This is a genomic window from Chthonobacter albigriseus (genome assembly GCF_013839445.1).
GTDB classification, from domain to species: Bacteria; Pseudomonadota; Alphaproteobacteria; order Rhizobiales; family Pleomorphomonadaceae; genus Chthonobacter; species Chthonobacter albigriseus.
The window spans coordinates 1,086,072-1,112,167 of record NZ_JACDIT010000001.1; the positions used below are offsets into that span (position 1 = coordinate 1,086,072).

General features: G+C 67.6%; 28 protein-coding genes. 20 read left to right on the top strand and 8 right to left on the bottom strand.

The features are described from left to right. Nucleotides 1-51: 51 nt before the first annotated feature. Nucleotides 52-1,212, top strand: coding sequence for an isovaleryl-CoA dehydrogenase (locus HZ321_RS04840; protein WP_181700743.1), 1,161 nt, complete (start codon nucleotides 52-54; stop codon nucleotides 1,210-1,212). Nucleotides 1,213-1,224: 12 nt separating this feature from the next. Here the strand turns inward: HZ321_RS04840 and HZ321_RS04845 are convergent, their stop codons facing one another. Then, on the bottom strand, nucleotides 1,225-1,998 hold the full coding sequence (locus HZ321_RS04845) for an enoyl-CoA hydratase (protein ID WP_181700745.1): 774 nt from the start codon (nucleotides 1,996-1,998) through the stop codon (nucleotides 1,225-1,227). 123 nt (nucleotides 1,999-2,121) lie between these two features. On the opposite strand from HZ321_RS04845, the gene HZ321_RS04850 reads away from it, so the two are divergent. Genes HZ321_RS04850 through HZ321_RS04860 form a run of 3 tightly spaced genes read left to right on the top strand, consistent with a single transcriptional unit; the run spans nucleotide 2,122 to nucleotide 3,746 of the window. Further along, nucleotides 2,122-2,304, top strand: coding sequence for a hypothetical protein (locus tag HZ321_RS04850; RefSeq protein WP_181700747.1), 183 nt, complete (start codon nucleotides 2,122-2,124; stop codon nucleotides 2,302-2,304). A gap of 48 nt (nucleotides 2,305-2,352) precedes the next feature. Beyond that, nucleotides 2,353-2,865, top strand: coding sequence for a hypothetical protein (locus HZ321_RS04855; RefSeq protein WP_181700749.1), 513 nt, complete (start codon nucleotides 2,353-2,355; stop codon nucleotides 2,863-2,865). Then, nucleotides 2,862-3,746: an NAD(P)/FAD-dependent oxidoreductase gene (locus HZ321_RS04860; RefSeq protein ID WP_181700750.1), complete on the top strand. Its 885-nt coding sequence runs from the start codon at nucleotides 2,862-2,864 to the stop codon at nucleotides 3,744-3,746. The genes HZ321_RS04855 and HZ321_RS04860 overlap by 4 nt, the downstream gene beginning before the upstream one ends. 57 nt (nucleotides 3,747-3,803) lie before the next feature. Here HZ321_RS04860 and dnaA read toward each other — a convergent pair whose 3' ends face one another. From dnaA to mutM, 4 genes are all read right to left on the bottom strand, one after another. Next, nucleotides 3,804-5,306, bottom strand: a complete 1,503-nt coding sequence (gene dnaA / locus HZ321_RS04865; protein ID WP_181700752.1) for a chromosomal replication initiator protein DnaA — start codon at nucleotides 5,304-5,306, stop codon at nucleotides 3,804-3,806. A gap of 144 nt (nucleotides 5,307-5,450) precedes the next feature. After that, nucleotides 5,451-5,894, bottom strand: coding sequence for a rhodanese-like domain-containing protein (locus HZ321_RS04870; protein WP_181700754.1), 444 nt, complete (start codon nucleotides 5,892-5,894; stop codon nucleotides 5,451-5,453). A 637-nt stretch (nucleotides 5,895-6,531) separates the two neighbouring features. Then, nucleotides 6,532-6,804 (bottom strand): 30S ribosomal protein S20, encoded by a 273-nt coding sequence (rpsT, locus tag HZ321_RS04875; RefSeq protein WP_181700755.1) that lies wholly within the window; start codon nucleotides 6,802-6,804, stop codon nucleotides 6,532-6,534. Between the two features lie 216 nt (nucleotides 6,805-7,020). Continuing rightward, nucleotides 7,021-7,902, bottom strand: a complete 882-nt coding sequence (gene mutM, locus HZ321_RS04880; protein WP_181700757.1) for a bifunctional DNA-formamidopyrimidine glycosylase/DNA-(apurinic or apyrimidinic site) lyase — start codon at nucleotides 7,900-7,902, stop codon at nucleotides 7,021-7,023. Between the two features lie 138 nt (nucleotides 7,903-8,040). On the opposite strand from mutM, the gene ubiE reads away from it, so the two are divergent. Both ubiE and ubiB read left to right on the top strand, forming a co-directional pair. After that, the gene (ubiE, locus tag HZ321_RS04885) at nucleotides 8,041-8,799 is read left to right on the top strand and encodes a bifunctional demethylmenaquinone methyltransferase/2-methoxy-6-polyprenyl-1,4-benzoquinol methylase UbiE (RefSeq protein WP_181700759.1); all 759 of its coding nucleotides are present in this window, start codon (nucleotides 8,041-8,043) and stop codon (nucleotides 8,797-8,799) included. Nucleotides 8,800-8,817: 18 nt separating this feature from the next. After that, nucleotides 8,818-10,365 (top strand): 2-polyprenylphenol 6-hydroxylase, encoded by a 1,548-nt coding sequence (gene ubiB / locus HZ321_RS04890; RefSeq protein WP_181700762.1) that lies wholly within the window; start codon nucleotides 8,818-8,820, stop codon nucleotides 10,363-10,365. Between the two features lie 3 nt (nucleotides 10,366-10,368). On the opposite strand, the gene HZ321_RS04895 is transcribed toward ubiB, so the two are convergent. Then, entirely contained in the window at nucleotides 10,369-11,379 is a 1,011-nt protein-coding gene (locus tag HZ321_RS04895; RefSeq protein WP_181700764.1) for an adenosine kinase, read from the bottom strand. Between the two features lie 153 nt (nucleotides 11,380-11,532). Between HZ321_RS04895 and HZ321_RS04900 the strand changes: the two genes are divergently transcribed. The 4 genes from HZ321_RS04900 to HZ321_RS04915 all read left to right on the top strand — a co-directional run bounded on the left by HZ321_RS04900 (nucleotide 11,533) and on the right by HZ321_RS04915 (nucleotide 14,969). Further along, on the top strand, nucleotides 11,533-12,231 hold the full coding sequence (locus tag HZ321_RS04900; protein WP_181700765.1) for a sulfate transporter family protein: 699 nt from the start codon (nucleotides 11,533-11,535) through the stop codon (nucleotides 12,229-12,231). Between the two features lie 68 nt (nucleotides 12,232-12,299). After that, nucleotides 12,300-12,638, top strand: a complete 339-nt coding sequence (locus tag HZ321_RS04905; RefSeq protein ID WP_181700767.1) for an XdhC family protein — start codon at nucleotides 12,300-12,302, stop codon at nucleotides 12,636-12,638. Nucleotides 12,639-12,642: 4 nt separating this feature from the next. After that, a complete protein-coding gene (locus tag HZ321_RS04910; protein ID WP_181700769.1) occupies nucleotides 12,643-13,350 on the top strand; it encodes an XdhC family protein in 708 nt (235 codons plus the stop codon). Beyond that, nucleotides 13,347-14,969: an NTP transferase domain-containing protein gene (locus HZ321_RS04915; RefSeq protein WP_181700771.1), complete on the top strand. Its 1,623-nt coding sequence runs from the start codon at nucleotides 13,347-13,349 to the stop codon at nucleotides 14,967-14,969. Before HZ321_RS04910 ends, HZ321_RS04915 begins: the two co-directional genes overlap by 4 nt. Here the strand turns inward: HZ321_RS04915 and HZ321_RS04920 are convergent. Together HZ321_RS04920 and HZ321_RS04925 are read right to left on the bottom strand one after the other, a co-directional pair. After that, on the bottom strand, nucleotides 14,966-15,820 hold the full coding sequence (locus tag HZ321_RS04920; protein ID WP_181700773.1) for a TrmH family RNA methyltransferase: 855 nt from the start codon (nucleotides 15,818-15,820) through the stop codon (nucleotides 14,966-14,968). The two genes, HZ321_RS04915 and HZ321_RS04920, sit on opposite strands and share 4 nt — an antisense overlap. Beyond that, the gene (locus HZ321_RS04925) at nucleotides 15,817-16,731 is read right to left on the bottom strand and encodes a class I SAM-dependent methyltransferase (RefSeq protein ID WP_425305369.1); all 915 of its coding nucleotides are present in this window, start codon (nucleotides 16,729-16,731) and stop codon (nucleotides 15,817-15,819) included. The genes HZ321_RS04920 and HZ321_RS04925 overlap by 4 nt, the downstream gene beginning before the upstream one ends. A gap of 348 nt (nucleotides 16,732-17,079) precedes the next feature. Here HZ321_RS04925 and tsaB point away from each other — a divergent pair, with 348 nt between their 5' ends. The 10 genes from tsaB to HZ321_RS04975 all read left to right on the top strand — a co-directional run bounded on the left by tsaB (nucleotide 17,080) and on the right by HZ321_RS04975 (nucleotide 26,067). Next, entirely contained in the window at nucleotides 17,080-17,766 is a 687-nt protein-coding gene (gene tsaB / locus HZ321_RS04930) for a tRNA (adenosine(37)-N6)-threonylcarbamoyltransferase complex dimerization subunit type 1 TsaB (protein ID WP_181700777.1), read from the top strand. 2 nt (nucleotides 17,767-17,768) lie between these two features. Further along, nucleotides 17,769-18,257: a GNAT family N-acetyltransferase gene (locus HZ321_RS04935; protein WP_181700779.1), complete on the top strand. Its 489-nt coding sequence runs from the start codon at nucleotides 17,769-17,771 to the stop codon at nucleotides 18,255-18,257. Between the two features lie 98 nt (nucleotides 18,258-18,355). After that, nucleotides 18,356-18,742, top strand: a complete 387-nt coding sequence (locus HZ321_RS04940) for a Fur family transcriptional regulator (RefSeq protein WP_244635673.1) — start codon at nucleotides 18,356-18,358, stop codon at nucleotides 18,740-18,742. A gap of 5 nt (nucleotides 18,743-18,747) precedes the next feature. Then, nucleotides 18,748-19,542 (top strand): lyso-ornithine lipid O-acyltransferase, encoded by a 795-nt coding sequence (gene olsA, locus HZ321_RS04945; RefSeq protein WP_342343805.1) that lies wholly within the window; start codon nucleotides 18,748-18,750, stop codon nucleotides 19,540-19,542. Between the two features lie 127 nt (nucleotides 19,543-19,669). After that, nucleotides 19,670-21,091 (top strand): tRNA (N6-isopentenyl adenosine(37)-C2)-methylthiotransferase MiaB, encoded by a 1,422-nt coding sequence (miaB, locus tag HZ321_RS04950; RefSeq protein ID WP_342343806.1) that lies wholly within the window; start codon nucleotides 19,670-19,672, stop codon nucleotides 21,089-21,091. A gap of 40 nt (nucleotides 21,092-21,131) precedes the next feature. After that, nucleotides 21,132-22,145: a PhoH family protein gene (locus HZ321_RS04955; protein ID WP_206682718.1), complete on the top strand. Its 1,014-nt coding sequence runs from the start codon at nucleotides 21,132-21,134 to the stop codon at nucleotides 22,143-22,145. After that, nucleotides 22,142-22,648: an rRNA maturation RNase YbeY gene (ybeY, locus tag HZ321_RS04960; protein WP_425305370.1), complete on the top strand. Its 507-nt coding sequence runs from the start codon at nucleotides 22,142-22,144 to the stop codon at nucleotides 22,646-22,648. The genes HZ321_RS04955 and ybeY overlap by 4 nt, the downstream gene beginning before the upstream one ends. A 27-nt stretch (nucleotides 22,649-22,675) precedes the next feature. Continuing rightward, nucleotides 22,676-23,728: a hemolysin family protein gene (locus HZ321_RS04965; protein ID WP_244635572.1), complete on the top strand. Its 1,053-nt coding sequence runs from the start codon at nucleotides 22,676-22,678 to the stop codon at nucleotides 23,726-23,728. Nucleotides 23,729-23,892: 164 nt separating this feature from the next. Continuing rightward, on the top strand, nucleotides 23,893-25,488 hold the full coding sequence (gene lnt / locus HZ321_RS04970; protein WP_181700783.1) for an apolipoprotein N-acyltransferase: 1,596 nt from the start codon (nucleotides 23,893-23,895) through the stop codon (nucleotides 25,486-25,488). 162 nt (nucleotides 25,489-25,650) lie between these two features. Beyond that, entirely contained in the window at nucleotides 25,651-26,067 is a 417-nt protein-coding gene (locus HZ321_RS04975; RefSeq protein WP_181700785.1) for a helix-turn-helix domain-containing protein, read from the top strand. Nucleotides 26,068-26,096: the final 29 nt, after the last annotated feature.

Genomic DNA, 26,096 nt, shown 5'->3' on the forward strand with positions numbered 1-26,096 from the left:
GAAGAGAGGGAAGGCGGGCCGGCAAGGATCCGCATCCTGGGAGGACGACCCATGGCGACCGCTGGATTGGACTTCGGCCTCGGCGAGACCGCCGACATGATGCGCGATGCGGTTGCGACCTTCGCCGCGCGCGAAATCGCCCCCCGTGCCGAGGACATCGACCGGAGCAACCAGTTTCCCCGCGAGATCTGGCCGAAGCTCGGGGCCATGGGCCTGCTCGGCATCACCGTGGAGGAGGCCGACGGCGGGTCGGGGCTCGGCTATCTGGAACACTGCATCGCGATGGAGGAGATCAGCCGGGCGTCGGCCTCGGTGGGACTGTCCTACGGCGCGCATTCTAATCTCTGCGTCAACCAGATCCGACGCAACGGCACGGCGGACCAGAAGCGCCGCTATCTGCCGAAGCTGCTCTCCGGCGAGCACGTGGGCGCGCTCGCCATGTCGGAGCCCGGCGCGGGGTCGGACGTCGTGTCGATGCGAACCCGCGCTGAACGACGGGGCGATCGTTTCATCCTGAACGGCACCAAGATGTGGATCACCAACGGCCCGCACGCCGAGACGCTGGTGGTCTACGCAAAGACGGATCCGGCCGCCGGTCCGAAGGGCATCACGGCATTTCTGGTGGAGAAGGGCTTTGCCGGCTTCTCCACGGCGCAGAAGCTGGACAAGCTCGGCATGCGGGGATCGGACACCTCGGAGCTGGTGTTCCAGGATTGCGAGGTTCCGGAGGAGAACGTGCTCGGCACGGTCGATCGCGGCGTGTCGGTTTTGATGTCCGGCCTGGACTACGAGCGCGCGGTGCTCGCCGCCGGGCCGCTCGGGATCATGCAGGCCGCGCTCGACATCGCCCTCCCCTACGTGCGCGAGCGCAAGCAGTTCGGAGCGGCGATCGGCACCTTCCAGCTGGTGCAGGGCAAGGTCGCGGACATGTACGTGCGGCTGAACGCGGCCAGGGCCTATGTCTACGCCGTGGCGCGGGCGTGCGACGCCGGCCGGGTCACGCGGGAGGACGCCGCGGGCGCCATCCTCTTCGCGGCGGAGAAGGCCACCGCGGTCGCGCTCGATGCGATCCAGCTCCTCGGCGGAAACGGCTACATCAACGACTACGCGACAGGGCGGTTGCTGCGGGACGCCAAGCTCTACGAGATCGGCGCCGGAACGAGCGAGATCAGACGCATGCTGATCGGTCGCGAACTGATCCAGCAGAGCTGACCGGGCGCCCCGTCAGCTGTCCTTGAAGCCAGGCTTGCGCTTTTCCAGGAAGGCGGCCATGCCCTCCTTCTGGTCCTCTGTGGCGAACATGGCGTGGAAAAGCCGCCGCTCGAACCGGATTCCCGCCTCCAGCCCGGTCTCGAAGGCCTGGCCGATCGTCTCCTTGGCCATCATCACAGCAGGCAAGGAATAGGCCCCGATCGTCTCGGCGATGGACATGGCCTCGTCGAGCACCTTCTCCGGAGCCACGATGCGCGAGACCAGGCCGCAGCGCTCGGCCTCCGCCGCATCCATCATTCGACCTGTCAGGATGAGGTCCATGGCCTTCGCCTTGCCCATGGCACGGGTCAGGCGCTGGGTGCCACCCATGCCCGGCATGATGCCGAGCTTGATCTCGGGTTGTCCGAATTTGGCCGTGTCGGACGCCACGACGATGTCGCACATCATCACGACTTCGCACCCGCCCCCGAGGGCGTAGCCCGAGACGGCCGCGATCACCGGCTTCCGGGTTGCGGCGAAACGGTCCCAGCCCGCAAACGCCTCCGTCCCGTACATGTCGGCGTAGGTGCGGCCGGCCATCTCCGCAATATCCGCGCCAGCGGCGAAGGCCTTGTCGGACCCCGTGAGCACGATCGCACGGACCGCCGGATCGGCGTCGGCCCGGGCCATTTCCAAGGCCAACTCGGTCATCACGGTGGCATTCAGCGCGTTGAGCACCTTGGGGCGCTCGATGCGGACGAGGAGAACCGGGCCGCGGTTCTCCGTGGTGATCGTCTCGTAGGCCAAGGGCCGATCCTTCCAGCAGTTCGATTCGCCCCGGCAGTTTTGCAGCAAGCCACCCCCGCGGGGAACCCTTCCGTGCAGCCGTCCGTTGACCTTGCGACCAAAGAAATCAGCGAGGAGGCCGTCATGCCGACCGAACTTCCGCCGCGGGCGCCAAAGCCGATCAACCCGGGCACCGAAAAGCATCCGGAGGACGCATCCGACCTGGAGTTGGAGAAGTTCCTCGAAGACGACCCGGACAGCGACATCCCCAGCCCGCTTCCAGATCTCGTGCCGGGTGTCATTCCCGGCGTTCCGACCATCCGTTGATCCATAGCCACACGGCGACGCACGCGCGGCGCCTTCGGAGACATCACCATGAAGATATCCCCCGTTGTCGGCGGTGCGTTCGCAGCCGCCCTTCTCCTGGCCGGCGCCGGTCCGGCGCTGTCACAGAACAATGCCGGCGGCGCAAGCGCCATCGGCTCGAACGCTGGAGCACCGGGGGCCACCGGCGCGGATTGCCCCTATCAGACCGGCAGCGGCAACCGGCCCCTGGTGGAAAACCGCGCTCAAGTGATGACCGATGACGTGGATTGCCGCGCAGGAGCCAATGCGCCCGGCGCGGCCGCCAACAGTGGCGCAAACAGCGGTGTCGTGGGTACGGACGGTCAGCAGACAGGCGTCCGGTCCGGGACGATGGGCGACACCGGCTCCACCGGCCTGGTGACGACCGGGGCAGGATCGTCCGGCCTCGGGTCGCAAGGAGTCGGATCGCAGGGCGTCGGCTCCGAAGGTGCGGGTTCCGAGGGCGCCGGCTCGACCGGGGCGGGAGCGGGCGGCGCCGGCGCGGGCGGCGCGGGGGCCGGCGGCTCCGGCTCCGGCGGATGACCGAGGCGGGGGGCGATTGCGTCATCGTCGGCGGTGGACCAGCCGGTCTGGTCACCGCCGTCTATCTCGGTCGGTTCCGACGACGGGCGGTTGTGATCGATGCAGGCGAGAGCCGCGCACGATGGATCCCGACCAGCCACAATCTGCCCGGCTTTCCGGACGGGATCGGCGGGCCGGAGTTCCTGGACCGCCTACGGGCCCAGGCGGTGCGGTATGGAGCCGATCTTCGGACGGGGCGGGTACACTCCGTCGAGCGGGACGGCACTGACTTCGTGGTCCGTGGGCCGGGATTCGACATCCGGGCCGCCACGGTCGTTTTCGCAACCGGGGTCGTCGACTGCTTTCCCGACATGACCCGACCTGAGCAAGCGGTCGATGCGGGCCTGCTCCGGTTCTGTCCCGTCTGTGACGGCTTCGAAGCCATCGACAAGGCCGTCGGCGTGATCGGTCCGGCCGGGCGGGCCCTCCCCGAGGCGTCCTATCTGACCACGTTCAGCAGCGATGTAACGGTGGTTTTCACCGAGCCGGCCGATGTCGTCGCCCCCGAGCCCCCGGTCAAACTCGGGCACGGGCTGCTGACCTTCATCGAAACCATCGGTCGCAAGGTGCGGGTCGGAACGGACACGGGTGCGGAGTACGCGTTCGACACGATCTACCCCGCCCTCGGCACCGCGCCTCGTTCCGAGCTGGCGATCCGATTGGGGCTTGCGGTCAACGAGGCCGGATGCCTGGTCACGGATCCCCATCAGCGGACCGTGGTGGACGGAGCCTATGCCGTCGGCGACGTCGTCAACGAGCTCAACCAGATCGCGGTGGCGGCAGGCCATGCGGCGATTGCGGGAACCGACATCCACAACCGGCTGCGCAAAGCCGGTCGTTGAACGTCAAAAAGGCCGGCCGTTTCATCGGACCGGCCTTTCGCGCGTCGCCCGACCCGATCAGGCTTCGAGCATGCGCTTCAGGACTTCGATCTCCTGGGCAAGCGCCTCGTCGGTGGTCAGGTTCTCCTCGACCTTGCGGACGGCGTGGAGCACGGTGGTGTGATCCCTGCCCCCGAAACGGCGGCCGATCTCCGGCAGCGAACGCGGCGTCAGCACCTTGGACAGGTACATGGCGATCTGCCGGGGCCAGACGATGGAGCGGGTGCGCCGGCTCGACAGCAGGTCCTGCTTGGACACGTTGTAGTGCTTGGCGACGATGCGCTGGATGTCCTCGATCTTGACCCGGCGGCTGTCAGGGGCGCGGATCAGGTCCTTCAGGGTGGTTTCGGCCATAGCCAGCGAGACCGCCAGCCCCGTCAGCTGGTTGTGGCCGATCAGGCGGGTGATGGCGCCCTCAAGGTCGCGGCCGTTGGTGGCGACGTTGCGGGCGATGAAGTCGACCACGTCCTCCGGCACCTGGAAAGCCGGGTGCTGGCCGCGGGCGATCTCGATACGCCGTTCCACGATCTGGCGGCGCAGCGCAACGTCAGGGGCGGCGATCTCGACGAGAAGCCCGCCGGCAAGCCGGGAGCGCACGCGTTCGTCGAGCATCTCCAGTTCGATCGGCGGCCGGTCGGCTGCCACCACCACCTGCCGGGCCCCGTCGATCAGCGAGTTGACGGTGTGGCAGAACTCCTGCTGAACCTGCTTGCCATGCAGAAACTGCATGTCGTCGATGATCAAGAGGTCGATGGTGCGCAGCGCCTCCTTGAAGGCGATCGCGCTCTGCGTCTGCAGGGCATGGACGAAGCGGTACATGAAGTGCTCGGCGGTGAGGTAGAGCACCTTCTTGCCGTGGTGTTCGGACCGGAACTGATGCGCGACGGCCTGGAGAATATGGGTCTTGCCCAGCCCGACCGCTGCATGGATGAAGAGCGGGTTGAACTTGACGCCGCCAGCGCTCGGTCCATCGGCCACCTGGCGGGCGGCGGCGAGCGCGAAGCGGTTGGCCGAGCCTTCCACGAAGGTCGCGAATGTGAAACGCGGATCCAGCGGCGAGGAGCACTCCTCGAAAACGTTGGAGACCGCCGGTGCAGCGGGAGTCTGCGTGGGGCGAGGCGCTTCGCGGCGCGGCGCGTCGGTTTCGACGCGGATGGTGGAGGCGATCATCGGCGGCGTCGACGAACCGGACTGGGGCGGCACATAGCGCGTCGGTCCATCGGTACGGGCGCGGATGGCGCTGCGGACGGTCACCTCGATCTTGCGGACACTGCCGCTCTCGCTCTGCCAGAGGGCGGTGAGACGATCCCGATAGTGGGTGGCGATCCAGGACTTGAGAAACCGGCTCGGGACCGACAGCATCACCGTACCGCCGTCCAGACCTTCCAGGTTCATGCCGGCGAACCAGCAGGAGAAGACCTCGTCGCCCAGTTCAGCCTTCAGACGATTGCGAACACGCGTCCAGGCGTCCCGTTGGCGCGGCTTGTCTCCTTCTTGTCCACCGAAGTCCGCGTCCAGCATCTCTTGCCTCCTCATCGCCCTTACCTCTGCCACTGCAACAGCGCTTCGCCGCACGAACGCCGCTGCTCCCACCTTCAGGGGACAACACCGTCCCCATCCGAACCACGAGGGTTCGGTCTGCCGTGATCCCTTGAGGACCTGCCGTCAATTTTGGATCCAAGGAAGCCCGCTCGCCTTCCAGCCGCCAACCTCGCCGCGGTGGCCGCCGGAACTCAGAGGGCCTTCAAAGCCGCCCGCTATGTTGTAGGTTTCCGTGAAGCCCGCGGCCACCGCCGCCATGGCCGCTGCCTGGCTGCGCACGCCCGACCTGCACAGGAAGAGAACCGGTACGCTCTCGTCGAGACCGCGCGCCTTCAACTCACTGGCCAGCTGGTCAACAAACGCCCCGTTCACCGCCATGGCGGGGTAGGTCTGCCACTCCAACAGGACAGGCTTGTGCTGGACCGGCTGGAGGTCGGGGATACCAACAAAGGTCCATTCGGCGCGAGTCCGGACATCGACTAGGACGGCTCGCGGGTTTGATTGGAGCATCGACCACGCATCGCGCACATCAATGTCGCCCCGATAGGAACCGAATGCTGAAGACATAAGCACCCCATCGACAAGCCTGATTGGCCTGTTCGTCCTGCCAACAACACAATGTGTGAACTTCAGATCCGAGATGCCACTTCCAGGAGGAAGTTCGATCGGCCTGAGCGATCCAACGAGATAACCGGTGACTTTACTTCACGTAAACTCAAGATTTTGGCCTACGCCTGCAACTTCGCCAGACTTCTCTCGAACGCTGACCGTCGTTTACTGCCCCCCGGCCGACGGTGTTCAGACCATACACAGCCCCCTAAGAGCGGGCAAGACGTGAATCTCCGGGTCTCCGTAACCCGATCTTAACCCGATTGGGCAATCCCGGCCGACAGGCGGGGAAGGGTTGTTGGAAGCTTTTGGGATTCCTCAGATTCAGGATCGGGAACCTCCCGGTGTGGCGAATCGACATCATTTCGACACCGGTTCGTCACGGCGGCGAAAAACCGGCTGCTGCCGCCTCCGCATTCGGGCGACTCCGGCGACGTATCCACAAGTCTTTGTTTCCGTTCGCATTTTTTTGACACGGAAACAGATGGGAAACACCTGCCGACGTTAGCCGGCGAAGCCAAAAGAAAACAAAAAGCCCGGTCGTGAGACCGGGCCTTGTCAAATATCCGGATGAACCCTTACGCGCCGGGCAGGCTCACGCAGAGGTGGCGATCGCCTTCACGCGGCTCGCCAGGCGCGAGACCTTGCGGGACGCGGTGTTCTTGTGAACGATGCCCTTTGTGACTGCGCGCATCAGCTCCGGCTCGGCGGCGCTGAAGGCCTGCTTGGCGGCCGTCGCATCGCCGCTGGCGATCGCTTCTTCGACCTTGCGCAGGAAGGTCCGCACGCGGCTGCGGCGGGACTTGTTCACCTCGGTACGCGCCGCGATCTTTCGCGTCGCCTTTTTGGCCGAAGGAGTGTTGGCCATGAACGCGCCTTTCCTTGTCGGGCTTCAGCCCGGTCGTTTGCGGTCCGAAACGAAGGAGAGAGGCGATCGCGTGTGGCGATCTCCACGCCTATCCTGAGCTGCGGACGAAAAATGTCAGCGTCGGAACCGTTGTCCGCCGCCATCTTCGGGTCGGGCTTATAGTCCGTCCGGGCAGGTTCGTCAACGACGCATCGCGCGCGGTTTCGACGTGGAGGCTCATTTCTGGCAGACGGGGCAGTGGAAGGTCGATCGACCGGACTGCACGATCCGGCGCACCACGCCGGAACAGTCCTCTCTAGGACAGGGATCGCCCTCCCGGTCGTAGACCGCGAAGCGGTGCTGGAAGTAGCCGAGCGCCCCGTCCGCCTGCATGTAGTCGCGCAGGCTCGAGCCGCCGGCGGCGATGGCGTCGGCGATCACCGCGCGGATCGCCACCGCCAGCCGGTCCAATCGCTCGGTGGCGCGGCCGTCCTTGCGGACCAGCGTGCCCGCCGTGCGGTTGGGCGACAGGCGGGCGCGCCAGAGCGCCTCGCAGACGTAGATGTTGCCGAGGCCGGCGACCAGCGTCTGGTCGAGCAGCGCAGCCTTCAGGCTGGTTCCCTTGCCTCGGAAGGCGCCGGCCAGAAAAGCGGCATCAAGGTCGTTGCCGGTCGGCTCGCGCCCCAGATGCCGCATCAGCGGATGATCGGGCAAGTGCTCGCGGTCGGTCAGCGCCATGAAGCCGAAGCGCCGCGGGTCGTTGTAGACGACGTCGACGCCGCCGGAGAGGTGGAAGGTCACATGGTCGTGGGCAATGTCGCGGGACCGGGCGCGGTGGAAGACGCCCGGCGACGCGGTATCGTCGGCGCGTTCGATGCGGAAGGACCCGGACATGCCGAGGTGCATCAGCAGCACGGCCCCGTCGTCGAGGTCGGCGACCAGGTATTTGGCCCGGCGGCCCAGGCCGTCGATGCGGCGGCCGATCAACCTGGCGGCGAAGTCTGCCGGAAACGGGAACCGGAGATCCGGGCGGCGCAGGTCTACCGTCTGGATGATCGCGCCTTCCATGACCGGGGCAAGGCCGCGTCGGACCGTTTCCACTTCGGGGAGTTCGGGCATCGGGATCCTGCTTGCGACGGCATCCGGGCGGGGCTGCGCCGACCACCTTGTCTACGCCCGCGCGGAGAATAGCGCGGGCCCCGACGTTCGGCTATGGTCCCGCCGCACCGGCAGACCCGGCCGCAGGAGTAGACCGCCATGACCGACCCATCCGACGCTTCCTTCGGGTTCCGCACCGTGGGGCTGACGGAAAAGCAGGATCTCGTCGACGACGTCTTCCACCGGGTCGCCCGGCGCTACGACGTGATGAACGACGTCATGTCCGCCGGCCTGCACCGGGTCTGGAAGGACGCCATGGTGTCCCGGCTGGCGCCGCCCCGCAACGGACGCCGGCCCTACAAGGTGGTCGACGTCGCCGGCGGGACGGGCGACATCGCCTTCCGCATCGTCGACCGGTCGGACGGGCACGCCACCGTGACAGTGGCGGACATCAACGCGTCGATGCTGGCGGTCGGCCGGGAGCGGGCGGAGGCCAAGGGTGTGCGGGGCGTCACCTTCATCGAAGCCAACGCGGAGGCCCTGCCCTTCGAGGACGGCGAGTTCGACGCCTACACGATCGCCTTCGGCATTCGGAACGTCCCGCGAATCGATCAGGCGCTCAAGGAGGCGTACCGGGTGCTCCGTCCGGGCGGACGGTTCCTTTGCCTGGAGTTCTCCGCAGTCGAAGCCCCCGTGGTGGACCGCCTCTACGACCTCTACTCCTTCAATCTCATCCCGCTGATGGGCAAGGTGGTCGCCAAGGACGAGGACAGCTACCGCTATCTCGTGGAATCGATCCGCCGCTTTCCGAACCAGGAGCGGTTCAAGGCGATGATCGAGGACGCCGGATTTTCCCGCGTGACCTATACGAACCTCACGATGGGGGTCGCCTGCCTCCACGTGGGCGTGAAGATCTGACGAAAGACGCGAACCGGAATGGCCATCGGCGATCTCCTCAGACTGGCGCGTGCCGGATACGTCCTGGCGCGGGAAGGCGTGGCGACGGCGTTTCCACTGCCGGAGCCGATCCCCCTGCCGATCCGGATGCTGCTCGGCTTCGCGCGGCTGATCGAGCGGCGGGCCGCGGGGGACCGGGGCGGGGCGGAGCGGTTGACGCGGGCCGTCAACCGGCTCGGACCGTCCTACGTGAAACTCGGCCAGTTCCTCGCCACCCGTCCGGACGTGGTCGGGAGGCGGATGGCCAACGACCTGTCGGCGCTGCAGGACAACGTACCGCCGTTCGGCGACGTCGGTGCGCGCGCCGAGGTGCTGGCGGCCTTCGGGCTGCCCGCCGAGCAGGTCTTCACCGTCTTCGGCCCGCCGATCGCCGCCGCCTCGATCGCCCAGGTGCACCGCGCGGAGGTCACCGACCTGCTGACCGGCGACACCCGCGTGGTGGCCGTAAAGGTGCTTCGTCCGGGGGTCGCCCGGCGCTTCGCGCGCGACCTGCGCGCGTTCTATATTGTCGCGCGCCTGATCGAGCGCTTCCATCCGCCCTCCCGACGGCTGAAGCCGCTCGCGGTGGTGGATACGCTCGCCCGATCGGTGTCGCTGGAGATGGACTTCCGCCTGGAAGCGGCCGCGCTTTCGGAGATGGCCGAGAACACGCGGGCCGACGAAGGCTTCCGGGTTCCGTCCGTGGACTGGGAGAGATCTGCGAAGACCGTGCTCACCATGGAGTGGATCGACGGGCGCAAGCTCTCCGATGTCGCCGGCATCGCCTCCGAAGGGCACGACCTCAAGCGGCTGGCAGCGACGCTGATCCAGTCGTTCCTCCGCCATGCCATGCGTGACGGCTTCTTCCATGCCGACATGCACCAGGGCAACCTCTTCATCGATCCAGCCGGATCGGTGGTGGCGGTGGACTTCGGCATCATGGGTCGGCTCGGGGCCAAGGAGCGCCGCTTCCTCGCCGAAATCCTGTTCGGCTTCATCCGGCGCGACTACCGTCGGGTTGCCGAGGTCCATTTCGAGGCGGGCTACGTGCCGGCACAGCACGACGTCAACACCTTCGCCCAGGCGCTGCGGGCGATCGGCGAACCGCTGCAGGGACACACGGCCTCGGAGATCTCGATGGCCCGGCTCCTGACGCAGCTGTTCGAAGTGACCGAACTCTTCGACATGCAGACGCGGCCCGAACTGATCATGCTGCAGAAGACCATGGTCGTGGTGGAGGGCGTGGCGCGCACGCTGGATCCGCAGCTCGACATGTGGCGCACGGCGGAACCGGTCGTGACCGAATGGATCACCCGGAACCTTGGACCGGTTGGCCGGATCGAGGACGCCGGACGGACGCTGTCCTCGCTCGTCAAGCTCGTCTCGACGCTGCCGATGCTGGCGGTCGACCTGGAGCGGGCGGCCGCGGCAGAGCGCGACCGGAATCTGTACCTGGAACGGCAGCGCTGGAGCCTGGAACGCCTAGTCTGGCCCGCGTGGATCGTGGCGATCTCGCTCGCCGCACTCGCCATCTCGGCGGTCTGGTGATCGTCAGGCCGGCACGCCGAGCTCGATTCCTTCCGCCGCGGCCAGATCCTTCAGCGACACCGACGGGCGGGGTCCGATGTGCTGGATCACCTCGGCGGCCGCAAGGCACCCGAGCGTGGCGGACTCGGCCAACGAAAGCCGGCGCGTTAAGCCGACCATGAAGCCCGCGGCGAACTGATCGCCGGCCCCGGTCAGGTCCTGAAGCACTTCGATCGGGAAGGCCGGCACCTTGGCGACGTCGCTGCCGCTCGCGGCCAGAGCACCGTCCTCCCCGAGGGTGACGGCGGCAAGCTCGCAGTCGGCGCGCAAGGCCGCGACCGCGGTATCCAGGTCGCCGGTCTCGTAGAGGGCCTTCACCTCGCTGTCGTTGGCGAAGACGATGTCCACCGTGCGCGAGCGCATGAGCTCCAGGAACTCGCCGCGCCACCGGTCGACGCAGAAGCTGTCGGACAGCGTGATGGCGACCTTGTTGCCGTTGGCATGGGCGATCGCCGCGGCCTTGCGGAAGGCCTGTTTGGCCTCCGGCGGATCCCAGAGGTAGCCCTCCAGGTAAGTGATGGCCGCGGCGGCGACGGTCGCCTCGTCAATGTCGGCTTCGCTCAGGGCCTGGCAGGCGCCGAGGAAGGTGTTCATCGTGCGCTCGCCGTCGGGCGTGATGAGAATCATGCAGCGCGCGGTAGGCGCCCCGCCGATCAGCGGCGTCGTTTCGAAGTGGACGCCTTGGGCGCGGATGTCATGCCGGAAGATCGCGCCGAACTGGTCGGTGGCGACCTTGCCGATGTAAGCCGCACGCGCTCCGAAGGACGCGACGCCCGCCGCCGTGTTGGCCGAGGAGCCGCCCGAAGCCTCGACGGCCGGGCCCATGAACTCGTAGAGCCGGTCGGCCTCCGCCGCGTCGATCAGGCGCATCATGCCCTTGGTCAAGCCATTGCGGACGATCACGTCGTCCTCGGTGCGCGAGAGAATGTCGACGATCGCGTTTCCGATCGTCAGCACATCAAAGGTCTTCGCCATACCCACCAGTTCCCCTGAAGCGAACGACGTCCGACCGGGACCGTTCTCCAATTGGCTCTCGTCACGGACGCCGATCGTGACTATCTCATGAGCGCGTCACCTCGAGCGATCCGCGGGACGATCGTCCCACACCCGCTCCAACGGAGCCCGTTCATGCTCTCTGCGGCGTCCCGCGCCCTCTCCCAGGTCCTGTCGCCCCCCTTCAGAGGGGTCTTCTTCAAGTCGCTCGGCCTGACGCTGGCGATGCTCGCCTTCGTCTGGGCCATCATCTACGGCGGCATCACCCATTATGTCACCGTGGACACGCCCTGGGCGCAGACTTTGGTCGACGTGGTGACCGGCATCGGCCTCGTCATCGGCCTCGGTTTCCTCGTCGCGCCCGTGACCGCGCTGTTCGCCGGCCTTTTCCTGGACGAAATCGCCGCGGAAGTCGAGCGGGTCCATTACCCCGGCGATCCGCCAGGTCGGCCGATGGCGATGCTGCCGTCGGTGCTGTCGGCGATCCGGTTCACGCTGCTGGTGATCGCCGTGAACATCGTGGTGCTGCTGCTGATCCTTCTGCCCGGGGTCAACATCCTGCTGTTCTTCGTGGCGAACGCCTACCTGCTCGGGCGCGAGTACTTCGAGCTGGTCGCCTTCCGCTTTCATGACGCGGACGGCGTGCGCGTGCTGCGCGAGGAGTCGGCGCCTCGGGTGTTCTTCGCCGGCCTGGTGATCGCGGCCCTGCTGGCGATCCCCATCCTCAACATCCTGACGCCGCTGTTCGCCACCGCCTTCATGGTCCACGTCTACAAGGACGTCCGGGCGCGCCGGCGGCTCTCGGGACGGGAGACCGTGGGCCTCAAGAGTTGAGCTTGACGAAAGTGCCATGGCGGAACCCGGCACTTCGGTCGACAATAGCCGGACAAGGAAAAGAGCCCATGACCACTGCATCCCCCTCGTCCTCCCCGATCGACGTTCTGGCCACGGCGGAAGCCTGGGCCGCGGCCGGTCGGCCGCTCGCGCTTGCCACGGTGATCGAAACGTGGGGTTCGGCCCCTCGTCCGGTCGGCAGCCATCTGGTGATCGACGCCGACGGCAACTTCGAGGGCTCCGTATCGGGCGGCTGTGTGGAAGGCGCGGTCGTTTCGGAGGCCGCCGAGGTGATCGCCGACGGCAAGCCGCGGGTGCTCTCATTCGGCGTCGCCGACGAGACCGCCTGGCGCGTCGGGCTGTCATGCGGGGGACGGATCCGCGTAATGGTCGAGCGGATCGGCTGACCCGATGGACATCGCTCTGCTGCAACGGCTCAACGGACTTCGGCGCGCCCGCAAGGCGGGAGTGGTCGTGACGCGCGTCTCAGACGCCTCCAATCGGCTCGTCGCCGAAGGGGACGGCCTGGACGGCGACCCGCTCCGCGTGGAGATCGCCAGCGCCTTCCGCTCCGGCAAATCAGGCGTCGTGGTTCACGACACCGAGGAGTACTTCCTCACTGCGCACCTGCCGCCGCCGCGGATCGTCGCGATCGGCGCCGTCCACATCACGCAGGCGCTGATCCCGATCGCCGCGGTCGCCGACTTCGACCTGATCGTGGTGGACCCGCGAACCGCTTTCGCGACACCGGAGCGCTTCGCTGGCTGCCGGCTGTTCGCCGAGTGGCCCGAGGACGTGCTTCCCGGCCTCGGCCTCGATCCGCACACCGCGGTGGCGGCGGTGACGCACGATCCGAAGATCGACGACTTCGCGCTGCGCCACGCGCTGGAGCGCGGATGTTTCTACGTCGGTGCGCTCGGCAGCCGGAAGACCCATGCCAAGCGGCGGGAGCGGCTGATCGGCGCGGGCGTTCCGGAAGCGGACATCGAGGCGATCCGCGCCCCGATCGGGATGGACATCGGCGCCTCCACGCCAGCGGAGATCGCCGTGGCCGTGATGGCCGAGATCATTGAGGCCTATCGCCGGCGGCCGATCGACGTGACGGGGACGCCCCGTTGAAATTCGGTCCGACGCCGATCACCGAAGCCGAGGGCGCCTATCTCGCGCATGCGGTGGCGTCGGCGCGCGGGACGCTTCGAAAGGGCACGCGGCTCGACGCGGAGGCGATCGCGGCGATCCGGGATGCCGGCCATCACAGCGTGATCGCCGCCCGGCTCGAGGCGGACGACGTCCATGAAGACGAGGCTGCGGGTCTTCTCGCCTCCGCACTGGCCGGTCCCAACGTGCGGGTGGAACCGCCCGCAACCGGCCGGTCGAACCTGTTCGCCGTGACCGCGGGCCTGTTTGCCGTCGATCCGACCGTCGTCGACGCCATCAACCGGATCGATCCGGCGATTACCGTCGCCACCCGCCCTGCCCTGCGTGGCGTCGAAGCCGGCCGGATGATCGCGACGGTGAAGATCATCCCCTTTGCCGTGCCGCGCGCCGTTCTGGAGCGGGCGCTCGCCTACGCCGGTGGGAAAGCCGTTCTCTCGGTGGAGCCGTTCCGGCCGCTTCGGATCTCGGTGATCTCGACGCTGCTTCCAACCCTGAAGCCGACAGTGGTGGACAAGACGCTGAAAGTGATGGCGGAGCGGATCGCGCCGTCCGGAGCCACCATTGTCGCCGACGTCCGGGTGCCGCATGCCGAAGGCGCGGTTGCCGAGGCGATCCGGCAGGCCGAACCCGGGTCGGACATCACGATCGTGTTCGGCGCCTCGGCCGTGGTGGACGACGAGGACGTGATCCCCGCAGCGGTAAGGCTGGCGGGCGGCCGTGTCGTGCACCTCGGCATGCCGGTGGACCCCGGCAACCTGCTGATCCTCGGGGAGCACGGGGGCAAGCCCGTGCTCGGAGCGCCTGGTTGTGCGCGAAGTCCGCGCGAGAACGGCTTCGATTTCGTGCTGGAGAGGTTGCTCGCGGGCCGCACCGTCACTGCCGACGACATCGTGTCGATGGGGGTCGGCGGCCTGCTGATGGACATCGTCAGCCGCCCGGCGCCGCGGAGCGGCGAGGCCCTGCGCGAGGATCCCGACCAGCCGAAGGTGGCGGCCATCGTGCTCGCGGCCGGGCGGTCCAGCCGGTTTGCCGGTGGGGACAAGCTGACCACTGCCGTGGAGGGATCGCCGATGGTGCGGCGCGCCGCCGAAGCCGCGCTCGGTTCCAAGGCGGACAGCGTCATCGTCGTCACCGGTCATCGGCGAGAGGACGTGACGGCCGCCCTCTCCGGGCTGGACGATCTCCGCCTCGTCCACAATCCGGCTTTCGCGGAGGGGCAGTCCACGTCGCTGAAGGCCGGGCTCGCCGCCGTTCCGGACACCTGCGAAGCGGCGGTGGTCCTCTTGGCGGACATGCCCTTCGTCACCGCCGACGTGGTCGACCGCGTGATCGACGGATATCGGCCGCAGAGCGGCAGCCTGATCGTGATCCCCACCAACGGCGGCCAGCGCGGCAATCCGGTGCTCTGGTCCCGGCGCTACTTCCGCGCGCTTGCGGAGATCGAAGGCGACAAGGGCGGGCGCGAGATCCTGAAGCGCCATCCGGAGGCGATCGCGGAGGTTGAGATCGGTTCGGCGGTTGCGATCGACATCGACGATCGCGAAGCACTGGCCGAGGTCACACGCCCGTCCGACGGCTAGAGCGCTGCCCGGCGCAGTTCGTAGAGCATCACGCCGGTCGCAACGGCGAGGTTGAGGCTGTCGGCACGGCCGGCCATCGGGATCTTGACGCGGACGGCGCAGGCTTCCGCCATCGGCTCGCTCAGCCCCTGCTGCTCGTTGCCCATCACAAGAACGGTCGGCGCGTCGGAAGCAACGGCGCGGTAGTCGGCTGTGGCCTTGAGGTGAGTACCGACCAGACGCGCGCCGGAGGTCCGGCTCCAGGCGATGAAGGCGTCGCGCGACGCGCGCACCAGCGGGACGTGGAAGAGCGAGCCCATGGTGGCCCGCACGGCCTCCATGGAGAAGGGATCGCAGGTCTCGCCGACCAGGATGACTCCCCTGGCGCCGACGCTGTCGATCGTGCGGATCACCGTGCCGAGGTTGCCGGGATCGCGGACCTGCTCCAGGGCGACCCAGACGTCGCCCTTCCCCGGTTTCATGTCGGCGAGCGGGGTCAGGCGCTGCTTGAACACGCCGACGACCATCTGGGGATTGTCGCGCCGGGTGATCTTGCCGAGCACCTGCTCGGACACCTCCAGTACAGTCCCGCCGCGGGCGTGGACCGTGGCGGCCGCCTGGGCGACCACGTTCTGGGCGCGAACCGAGCCGGCGAAGCAGATGGTGTGGACCGGCCAGGCCTCCTCGAGGGCATCGGTGACGAGCTTCAGCCCCTCGCCGAGGAAAAGCCCGGTCTCGTCGCGGTGCTTCTTCAGCGCCAGCCCGCGGATGTCCTTGACGATCGGATTGGCGAGCGACGTGATCTGCTTGACGGCGCCGGGGGCGGCGATGTCGGGCCGGCGGGGCGGGGCCTTGTCGGGCCGATCGGTCATGACGCGCCTTCGAAGCGGGAGAACATGGAGGTGGAGAGGCGGCGGCCCGGGCGGGTGGGGTCGCCGGTCTCGACGAGAACGAGTTCGCCGGACTCCAGCCGTCCCTGCCGGTGGCCGACGAGATCGGCCGCCAGTTCGTGGATGGACAGGAAGGAGGCGCGGATCGCGTAGGCGGTGAGGATCATGAAGGACGGGCCCGGCGCCAGGATGCGGCGGACGAGGTCCAGCATGTGCGGAAGGTCCTCGTTGAGGCTCCAGACCTCGCCCTCCGGGCCACGGCCGAAGCGCGGCGGATCGAGCAGGATCCCGTCGTAGGCCTTGCCGCGACGGACCTCGCGCTCGCAGAACTTGACGGCGTCGTCGACGATCCAGCGGATCGGCGCGGCGTCGAGACCGGCGAGCGCCTGATTGTCGCGCGCCCACTGGACGGCCTTCTTGGAAGCGTCGACGTGGGTGACCTCGGCGCCCGCGGATGCCGCGACCAGCGAGGCGAGGCCGGTGTAGCCGAACAGGTTCAGAAGCCGGGGCCTGTCGCCGCCCGCCGAGACGCGGGCGCGGATCCGGTCGGCCATCCAGGACCAGTGGACGATCTGCTCGGGGAACACACCGACATGGCGGAAGGAGGTGAGCTGGCAGATGAAGGGAAGGCCGAGCACCGACATCTCCCAGGTGGAGAGGCGCGTCGTGGTGCGCCAGCGGCCGGGGCCCTCCTCCTCGGTGTCGCCGGTGAAGGCGGCGCCGGCGGCTGCCCAGGTCTCGGCCGACAGGCGTCGCGGACCCATGGCCTGCGGTTCGGGCCGGACGACCGTGAGTTCGCCGTAGCGTTCCAGCTTCTCGCCGGCGCCCATGTCGAGCAGGGCGTAGTCGGTCCAGCCCGTGGTCTCCAGGAGCGTGCCGACGACCTCCGTCACTCGCCGCGGACCCTCCGGTAGCGGCATCGGGCGAACCGGCGGCGCCGCCGCGGAGGGGCGGGCCGGGCCGCGTGCGGGATCGGGACGCGGGCGGCGGTCGGGCTCAACGCGGCCCTGCGCCGGACGCTCGGGCCGCGCGGGCTCGCTGCGCGTTCGCCAGGGCTCGTCGGTCCGGGTCGGCCGGCTGGTTTTGCCGCCACGGGCGGGCGGACGGTTCTTCGCCACGGGTCGGTTCCCCAAACGGCGCATTGCGCGGAACATTAACTTGCAGCCGTTATACACGGACGAGGGTCGGAGTGAACCCGCCGGCTCGACACGGCGACCGCCTTTGGGATAAGCGCTCCGACCATGCTGGTCCTCGCCCTCGACACCGCCCTCAGCCAGACCTCCGTCGCGCTCTGCGACGGCGGACGCGTCGATGCCGCCCGGTCGGAGCCGATGGAACGCGGCCATTCGGAACGCCTGTTCGCTCTCGTCGACGCGGTGCTTCGCGAGGCGGGCCTTGCGATCGGCGACGTCGACCGGTTCGCCGTCGGGATCGGTCCCGGCAGCTTCACCGGGATCCGCGTTGCGATTGCAGCGGCACGCGGCTTCGCGCTGGCCACCGGCAAGCCCGTGGTCGGGGTCGATACGCTGACCGCTCTTGCCGCTTCGCTGGCCGAGAAACCGAACGGCCCCGTCCTTGCCGCGGTCGACGCCCGGCGCGGCGAAGTCTACGCCGGGCTGTTCGATGCGCACGGCAGGGTGCTCATTCCGCCGTTTGCAGCCGATGCGGACGGCGTTTTCCAGGCGGTCGGCGATCGGGCGAGCGTGATTGTCGGCTCCGGTGCCGCCATTCTCGCCCATCACGCGGTCGCCTCCGGGCTTCGTGTTCCGCCAACGGTGGACCTCGCGGGCCCCGATCCGCGAGCGATCGCGCGGCTTGCCGCCGGCCTCACACCCGAGTCTCGTCCGCCGGCACCGCTCTACCTCCGGCCCCCTGACGCCAAACCGCAGGCCGGCATCGCGGGCCTCCTCCGACAAGAGGCCGGTTGACGATGATCTTCTGGTATGAACCTCATCCCGCCATGCTGGACAGCGCCAAGCTCAGCGACGTCGACGATCTCGCCGAGATCCATGCGGCGTCCTTCCATCGCGGCTGGTCACCTGCCGAGATCGAGGCGCTGCTGGTCCAAGACCGGGTGATCACGGTCGTGCTCCGTCGCAGTTCGCCGTTCGGAACGCGGAGCCCGATCGGCTTCGTGATGGTCCGCGCCACCGCCGACGAGGCGGAAGTGTTGACGCTTGCGGTGAACCCGCGCCATCGCGGGAAGGGCCATGCCCGCCGGCTGATGGACGAGGCGATCCGTCGGCTCTACCACGACCGCGTCAAGGCCCTGTTCCTCGAGGTGGACGAGGGCAACGTCCCGGCCCTGACGCTCTACGGCCGGCTCGGCTTCTTGCAGGTCGGGCGACGCGGCCAGTACTATGCGGCGCCGGGCGCCAAGGCCTCCGCGGCCCTTGTCATGCGAGCCGATCTCACCTAATCGCATTTCCCGAGGCCGAACGGCGCCAGTCGAGACAGATGCCCGTGAACCACGATCCGAAGCCTGCGACCTTGGAAGACCAGTGCGTGTCGAAGGGCATGCGCATGACCGAGCAGCGCCGGGTGATCGCGCGCGTTCTGGAGAACTCGACCGACCACCCCGACGTGGAGGAGGTCTACCGGCGCGCCTCGGCAATCGACGACAAGATCTCGATCTCCACGGTGTATCGCACGGTCAAGCTGTTCGAGGATGCGGGCATCATCGCCCGGCACGACTTCCGCGACGGGCGTTCGCGCTACGAGACCGTTCCGGACGAGCACCACGACCACCTGATCGATCTCCGGTCCGGACAGGTGATCGAGTTCCGCAACGAAGAGATCGAGGCGCTGCAGGATCTGATCGCCAAGCGGCTCGGCTACCGCCTGGTGGATCATCGCCTGGAGCTCTACGCGGTGCCGCTCGACGATCCCAAGAAAAGGGCCTGACCGGGGTGACTTGGGCGCGGCTCAGACCTTTCGTCGTCCTGCCGCCCTTCGTGCTCGTGGCGCTGCTGGTCATCCCCGTGCAGATGCTGGCGCTGCGCTTCGGCTGGCGGCTCAGCCATCGCCTGCCGATTTTTTTCCACCGGTTCGCCTGCCGTGTGCTCGGCGTGCGCGTCACGGTCCGGGGCACGCCGGAAACCGGCCGCCCGCTGCTGATCGCGGCCAACCACGTCTCCTGGCTCGACATCGTGGTGATCGGCTCGCTGTTTCCGGTGTGCTTCATCGCCAAGAGCGAAGTCGCGACCTGGCCGCTGTTCGGGTCGCTGGCCAGACTGCAGCGTACCGTGTTCGTGGAGCGCGAACGCCGAAGCAAGACGCAGGACCAGGCGCGCGAGATCGCCGAACGGCTGTCCGACGGCGATGCGATGGTGCTGTTCGCGGAGGGCACCACGGGGGACGGCAACATGCTGCTGCCGTTCCGGTCGTCCTTGATCGGCGCAGCCCGGGCCGCCATCGATGCAGGCGGCCACAGCCACGTGCTCGTCCAGCCGGTCGCGGTGGCCTACACGCGGCTGCAAGGCCTGCCGATGGGGCGCCAGTGGCGTCCGCTGGTCTCGTGGATCGGGGACATCGAGCTGCCGCCCCACCTGATGCAGATCGCCCGCGAGGGTGCAGTCGACGTCACCGTGCTGTTCGGCGAGCCGATCTCGTTCGACCGCGACGGCGACCGCAAGCGGGTGACCGCCCAAGCCGAGGCCAGCGTCCGGCTGCTTCTCGCCGAAACCCTTCGCACCGGGGGATGACGGGACAAGCCAGTCGCGCGGGGTTGAAGGAGGCGCTATTCTCAAGGGAGGCGAAACCGGATAGACGTCTGCCCTTCAGAAAACCTCCGGCCCTTGCGGCCGGGTCCAGGAGCAATGGTTCCATCACGTGACGGCGCAGAAGACTGTCTTCATCAAGACCTACGGCTGCCAGATGAACGTCTACGACTCCGAACGGATGTCGGACACGTTGGCGCCGCTCGGCTATGTGCCCACCACCGAGATGGCCGACGCCGATCTGGTGATCCTCAACACCTGCCACATCCGCGAGAAGGCGGCCGAGAAAGTCTATTCCGAACTCGGCCGGATCCGCGTGATGAAGGCCGAACGGGCCCAGACCGGCCGCGAAACGGTGGTTGCCGTCGCCGGCTGCGTCGCCCAGGCGGAGGGCGAAGAGATCATCCGCCGGGCGCCCGTGGTGGACATGGTGTTCGGACCGCAGACCTATCACCGCCTGCCTGCGCTGCTCGACAGGGTCGCGGGCGGCGAACGGCCGTCGGAAACCGAGGCGCCGAAGCCCGCGCGCCGGTCCCGCGTGGTGGAGACGGAATTCCCTGCGGAGGACAAGTTCGACCACCTCACGCCGGCGACCGCCGCCCGGACACGGTCTCGCGGCGTTTCGGCGTTCCTCACCGTCCAGGAAGGCTGCGACAAGTTCTGCACCTTCTGCGTGGTGCCCTACACACGTGGCTCGGAAGTCTCCCGACCGGCCGACAAGATCCTTGAGGAAGCGCGCCGGCTGGCTGACGCAGGCGTCCGGGAAGTGACCCTGCTCGGCCAGAACGTCAACGCCTACCACGGTGAGGGGGCTGACGGGCGGCCGGTGAACCTTGCCCGCCTGCTCGCCCGCATCGCTGACATTCCGGGGCTCGACCGGCTGCGCTACACGACCAGCCACCCTCGCGACATGGACGACGAGCTGATCGCCGCGCATCGGGACATGCCGCAGCTGATGCCCTACCTTCACCTGCCGGTGCAGTCGGGATCGGACACCATCCTGGCGGCGATGAACCGGCGGCATACGGCGAGCGACTATCTGCGCCTGGTCGATCGGATCCGCGCTGCGCGGCCGGATCTGGCGCTGTCCGGCGACTTCATCGTCGGCTTCCCCGGCGAGACCGACGCCGATTTCGAAGCCTCGCTGGAGATCATCCGGCAGGCCGGCTATGCCGCGTCCTTCTCGTTCAAGTACTCGCCGAGGCCAGGGACGCCGGCCGCGGAGATCGAGGCTCAAGTCCCCGAGGCGGTGAAGGACGAGCGTCTGCAGCGTCTCCAAGCCCTCATCAACGCACAGGAAGCGGCCTTCTCGGCCAGTCTCGTCGGCCGTACGCTGGATGTGCTGTTCGAGAAACCCGGACGCATGCCGGGGCAGATGGTCGGCCGGTCGCCCTACCTGCAGCCCGTCCACGTGCAGGGCTCTCCCGACCTGATCGGCACCATCGCTCCGGTGCTGATCGAAGGCACCGGTCATCACAGCCTGTTCGGGCGGCTGGAACCGGCCGCCCAGGACCCCGTTCGGAAATCGGCATGACGGCGGCCGACCTTCCCTTCCTCGCCGTTCCGGAGCTCGAATGACCCACGCCTCGGACATGACCCACGTGGTGCTCGTTTTCGACGACAACCGTCTGATCGGCGATCTCTACGGTCAGTTCGACCAGAACCTCGCCCTCGTGGAGCAGAGGCTCGGAGTGGACGCCACCGCCAGGGGCAACCAGGTCACCATCCGCGGGCCCCATGACGCCTGCGCACGGGCCCGGGACGTTCTGGAGGCGCTCTACGGTCGGCTGCAGGCCGGGGAGGAAGTCGGGACCGGCGACGTGGAAGGAGCGATCCGCATGGCCATCGCCGTCGAGGGACAGCTGGCGCTGCCGACGTTGGAGCCGAAGACGCGGCTGAAGCTGGCGCAGATCGCCACACGCCGTAAGACGGTGGTCGCCCGCAACCCGGCACAGGACGCCTACATCCGTGCGATGGATCGTTCGTCGTTGGTGTTCGGGCTGGGTCCGGCCGGCACTGGCAAGACCTATCTCGCCGTCGCCTACGCGGCCGCCCTGCTGGAGCGGGGCGATGTCGCGCGGCTGATCCTGTCCCGGCCGGCGGTCGAGGCGGGGGAGCGGCTCGGCTTCCTGCCCGGTGACATGCGGGAGAAGATCGACCCCTACCTCAGGCCGCTCTATGACGCACTCTACGACATGATGCAGCCGGAAAAGGTGGAGCGCGCGCTCACCTCCGGAGCGATCGAAGTGGCGCCGCTCGCCTTCATGCGCGGGCGCACGCTCGCCAACGCCGCGGTGATCCTGGACGAGGCGCAGAACACCACGTCGATGCAGATGAAGATGTTCCTGACCCGCCTCGGCGATGGCTCCAAGATGATCGTCACCGGCGACCCGACGCAGGTGGACCTGCCGCCCGGCCAGGTGTCCGGCCTGGTCGAGGCGACGCGGATCCTGAAGGAGACGCCGGGCGTCGTGCAGGTGCGCTTCACCCACGAGGACGTGGTGCGCCACGAACTGGTCGCCCGCATCGTCAAGGCCTACGACGACGACTCGCGCGACAAGCTGGCGCGCAAGGAAGGCGGCGCGTGATCGGGTCCGAGGTGATCGCCGACATTCGGATCGAAGCGGGCGACTGGGGTGATCCGGAGATCCTGGAGGCGATGATCTCCGGGGCGGTGGCGCTGGCCGCCTCCAGAGCCGACGCGGAGATCATGCCGGGCTCGGAGGTTTCGGTGCTTCTCACCGACGATGCGAGCGTGCGGGTGCTCAACCGCGAGCACCGCGGCATCGACAAACCCACCAATGTGCTTTCCTTCCCCCAAGACGATCCGGATGCGGACGCCTATGGCCCGCTTCTGGGCGACATCGTCGTGGCGCATGAGACCGTCGTGCGGGAGGCCATCGACGGCGGGCTTCCTTTCAGTCATCATCTGACCCACATGATCGTGCATGGTTTTCTGCATCTGGTCGGCTACGATCACATGCAGGACGACGAGGCCGAGGAGATGGAGCGGCTGGAAACCGACATCCTCGCGGCGCTCGACATCCCCGACCCTTACGCCGAGCCGCCGATGGACGGGGCAGGCCACTGAGGGACCGGGGCGGGATTCTTTGGACCGATGAGCGACAGCGACACACAGAGTAGCAGCGCGGCCTCCTTCGTGGCTCCCGGCATGCCCCCAGCAGGCACCGGCGTGGACACGAACGGGACGCCGCTTCCGATCGTCAGCTGGCTGGACCGGCTGCGGGAGGCCTTCGGCTTCCGACCTGCCTCGCTCAGGCAGAACCTGGAGACGGCGCTCAGCCAGGAGGACGCGCTCGACGCGGCCTTCTCGCCGGAAGAGCGGGCGATGATCCGCAACATCCTCCGGCTGCGCGAAACGCGCGTCGACGACGTGATGGTGCCGCGGGCGGATATCGAGGCCGTGTCCGAGGAGATCCCGCTGTCCGACCTGCTCCTGACCTTCGAACAGTCCGGCCATTCGCGCATGCCGGTCTACCGCAAGACGCTCGACGACGCGGTGGGCATGGTCCACATCAAGGACCTGATGGCCTACGTGACCACGCGGGGCCGGCGCCAGACAGGCGAAGGAGAGGACATCTCCCTCGACCTCGGGCTGGTGGACCTGTCGTTGCCGCTGGTGCAGGCCGAACTGGTCAGGCCGGTGCTCTTCGTGCCGCCCTCGATGCCGGCCACCGACCTGCTGGCGAAGATGCAGGCGGCGCGGATCCAGATGGCCCTGGTGATCGACGAGTACGGCGGAACGGACGGCATCGTCTCCATCGAAGACGTGGTGGAGACCATCGTCGGGGAGATCGACGACGAGCACGACGAAGAGGACGCGCCGATGGTCACGGAGACCGGCGAGGGCGTCTATCTCGCCGACGCGCGCGCAGACCTCGACGACGTGGTGGCGGTGATCGGGCCCGAGTTCAAGGTCGACGACTACGACGACGAAGTGGACACGCTTGGCGGCCTGCTGTTCGCGCTGCTCGGCAGGATCCCGGCCCGGGGCGAGGTGGTGACGGCGGACGAGCTGCCGGGCTTCGAGATCGAGGTGGTGGAAGCAGATCCGCGGCGCCTGCAGAAGGTGCGGATCCTGAAGCTCGCCGACGGCGAGGTAAGCGGCCGCAGCCATGTGCTGGACGCGGTCCCGCCCCATCCGGGGTGACGCGGACCAGCCGGTTTTTCGCAGAACCGGCGGACAAACCGTTTCCCGAGCGACCCAAGCTTGACCTGACCGATCGGAGCCGACCACGCTCCGGTCGAATCCGCTGATTCGGCTTCGACCAGCCCGGGGGCGGACGAGGTGGGTTGCTTCCTGAAGGAGAGACGATGCGATCGGTCGCGGATGCCGTGATCCTGTCCTGGGGGTGGCGGCGGTTTCTCGTCGCCTTCGTCGCCGGAGCCCTCTCCGCCCTGTCGCTGGCCCCGATCCACGCGGCGCCGATCCTGCTCCTGACGATCCCGGTGCTGGTGCTGCTCCTAGACGGGGCGATCGCGCCAGCGGCGCACGGCGTCCGGCGGGCCCGACCGGCGGCGGCGGTCGGCTGGTGGTTCGGGTTCGGCTACTTCCTGGCCGGCCTCTGGTGGGTCGGAGCAGCCTTCCTGGTCGACGCCGAGGCCTTCGGGTGGATGATGCCGTTCGCGGTGGTCGCCCTGCCCGCGGGTCTGGCTCTGTTCTTCGCGTTCGGCACGCTGATCGCCCGGTTCCTCTGGGTGGAGAGCCCGATGCGGATCTTCGCACTGGCCGTCGGCCTCACCACGGCGGAGTGGCTGCGGGGGCATGTGCTCACCGGGTTTCCGTGGAACCTCCTCGGCCAGGCTGCCGGCTTCACCGACGTGACGGCCCAGGCAGCGAGCGTGGTGGGCGTCTATGGCCTCACCGCCCTTACGCTGGTGGTCGCCGCTGCCCCTGTCGTGCTGCTCGACGCCCCTCGGCGACGCTGGACCCGGCAGGCGGCGCTCGGCATCGCGGCGCTCCTCCTGGCCGCGGATGTCGGCTATGGCGTGCTGCGGCTCGCCCATGCGGGTGCGCCCGGAGACGCGGTGATCCCGGACATGCGGGTGCGGATCGTGCAGCCGGCGATCGCGCAATCGCTGAAGTGGGATCCGGACGAGGCCAAGAAGACGCTCGACACGCTGGTCGAGCTCTCCGACCTGAAGACCGGCCCGGAGACACTCGGCGCGATCAGCTTCACGCACATCATCTGGCCGGAGACGGCGGTCCCCTTCTTCCTGACCGAGGAGCCGCAGGCGCTGTCGCAGATCGGCGACATGCTGCCGGTCGGCACGACCCTGATCACCGGGGCGCCGCGCGTCGTGCCGGGCGGCGACGGGGCGAAACAGTATTTCAACAGCGTCTACGTGGTGGACGATCGCGGCCGGATCGTGGACGCCTATGACAAGGCGCACCTCGTGCCGTTCGGCGAATACCTGCCCATGGAGGATGTCCTCGGCCGCATCGGCCTGAAGCAACTGGTGCAATCCGTCGGAGGTTTTTCCTCCGGGCCTGGCTTGCGAACACTGGTGATTCCCGGCGCGATCAAGGTCGGTTTCCTGATCTGCTACGAGATCATCTTTCCCGGCGCGGCCACCGCGGCCGAAGATCGGCCGTCCATTCTCATCAATGTGACGAACGATGGGTGGTTCGGTGCAACCTCCGGGCCGTACCAGCACCTGGACCAGGCGCGGCTTCGTGCAATCGAAGAAGGAATACCCGTTCTACGGGCAGCAAATACCGGCATTTCCGCGGTGGTCGATCCTTACGGCCGTGTGGTTGCGCAGGAAGGACTCGGCAATCGCGGAACAGTCGATTCCACCGTTCCCAGTCCTATCCTTGCGACTGTTTTTTCCGACTATGGCTCATATTTCTTATTAACGTTCTACCTGTTTTCGGCCATCTTCATAGCCGCAGGCGCGCGCAAGTAACCGTGGAAGAGTTGACAACCACTAAACCCAGGCTGATTATCCGAACAGTCGAGAAATAACTACTGGTTGTTTCAACTCGACACTACCGGATGGACAGAAAAAGACCGCGCCTTCGGTAAAAAAAAAAGAGACTCACAGGTCAAACCGCGAACGAGAAACAAAATGGCCAGCAAAAAATCACCAAACCCGATCGACATTCATGTCGGCAGTCGCGTTCGTCTTCGCCGTATGATGTTGGGGATGAGCCAGGAAAAGTTGGGTGAGGCTCTCGGCATCACCTTTCAGCAGATCCAGAAGTATGAAAAGGGAACAAACCGCGTTGGCGCGAGCCGGCTTCAGCATATCGCCACCGTGCTGAAGGTCCCGGTCTCCTTCTTCTTCGAAGATGCTCCTGGAACGCCGGATGAAGCCTTTGGATTCGCGGAAAACCAGCCGCATTCCTATGTCGTCGATTTTCTCTCCTCCTCCGAAGGCCTTTCGCTAAACAAGGCCTTCGTGCGCATCAAGGATGCCCGCGTCCGCCGTCGGATCGTGGATCTCGTGCAGTCGCTGGCCGGCGAGGAAGAGCCCGTCACCTGAGGCTGCGGCCCCGACAACCTGCGGCGCGC

Bases quoted from the DNA above. Each gene is read 5' to 3' on its own strand.
- HZ321_RS04935 (WP_181700779.1), top strand. From the start codon at position 17,769: ATGATCTTCTGGTATGAACCTCATCCCGCCATGCTGGACAGCGCCAAG.
- HZ321_RS04895 (WP_181700764.1), bottom strand. From the start codon at position 11,379: ATGGCGAAGACCTTTGATGTGCTGACGATCGGAAACGCGATCGTCGAC.
- HZ321_RS04920 (WP_181700773.1), bottom strand. From the start codon at position 15,820: ATGACCGATCGGCCCGACAAGGCCCCGCCCCGCCGGCCCGACATCGCC.
- mutM (WP_181700757.1), bottom strand. From the start codon at position 7,902: ATGCCCGAACTCCCCGAAGTGGAAACGGTCCGACGCGGCCTTGCCCCG.
- HZ321_RS04940 (WP_244635673.1), top strand. From the start codon at position 18,356: ATGCGCATGACCGAGCAGCGCCGGGTGATCGCGCGCGTTCTGGAGAAC.
- HZ321_RS04910 (WP_181700769.1), top strand. From the start codon at position 12,643: ATGGACATCGCTCTGCTGCAACGGCTCAACGGACTTCGGCGCGCCCGC.
- HZ321_RS04850 (WP_181700747.1), top strand. From the start codon at position 2,122: ATGCCGACCGAACTTCCGCCGCGGGCGCCAAAGCCGATCAACCCGGGC.
- ubiB (WP_181700762.1), top strand. From the start codon at position 8,818: ATGGCCATCGGCGATCTCCTCAGACTGGCGCGTGCCGGATACGTCCTG.
- HZ321_RS04900 (WP_181700765.1), top strand. From the start codon at position 11,533: ATGCTCTCTGCGGCGTCCCGCGCCCTCTCCCAGGTCCTGTCGCCCCCC.
- tsaB (WP_181700777.1), top strand. From the start codon at position 17,080: ATGCTGGTCCTCGCCCTCGACACCGCCCTCAGCCAGACCTCCGTCGCG.
- HZ321_RS04860 (WP_181700750.1), top strand. From the start codon at position 2,862: ATGACCGAGGCGGGGGGCGATTGCGTCATCGTCGGCGGTGGACCAGCC.
- rpsT (WP_181700755.1), bottom strand. From the start codon at position 6,804: ATGGCCAACACTCCTTCGGCCAAAAAGGCGACGCGAAAGATCGCGGCG.
- HZ321_RS04975 (WP_181700785.1), top strand. From the start codon at position 25,651: ATGGCCAGCAAAAAATCACCAAACCCGATCGACATTCATGTCGGCAGT.
- HZ321_RS04955 (WP_206682718.1), top strand. From the start codon at position 21,132: ATGACCCACGCCTCGGACATGACCCACGTGGTGCTCGTTTTCGACGAC.
- lnt (WP_181700783.1), top strand. From the start codon at position 23,893: ATGCGATCGGTCGCGGATGCCGTGATCCTGTCCTGGGGGTGGCGGCGG.
- ubiE (WP_181700759.1), top strand. From the start codon at position 8,041: ATGACCGACCCATCCGACGCTTCCTTCGGGTTCCGCACCGTGGGGCTG.
- HZ321_RS04965 (WP_244635572.1), top strand. From the start codon at position 22,676: ATGAGCGACAGCGACACACAGAGTAGCAGCGCGGCCTCCTTCGTGGCT.
- HZ321_RS04905 (WP_181700767.1), top strand. From the start codon at position 12,300: ATGACCACTGCATCCCCCTCGTCCTCCCCGATCGACGTTCTGGCCACG.
- HZ321_RS04840 (WP_181700743.1), top strand. From the start codon at position 52: ATGGCGACCGCTGGATTGGACTTCGGCCTCGGCGAGACCGCCGACATG.
- HZ321_RS04855 (WP_181700749.1), top strand. From the start codon at position 2,353: ATGAAGATATCCCCCGTTGTCGGCGGTGCGTTCGCAGCCGCCCTTCTC.
- dnaA (WP_181700752.1), bottom strand. From the start codon at position 5,306: ATGCTGGACGCGGACTTCGGTGGACAAGAAGGAGACAAGCCGCGCCAA.
- HZ321_RS04870 (WP_181700754.1), bottom strand. From the start codon at position 5,894: ATGTCTTCAGCATTCGGTTCCTATCGGGGCGACATTGATGTGCGCGAT.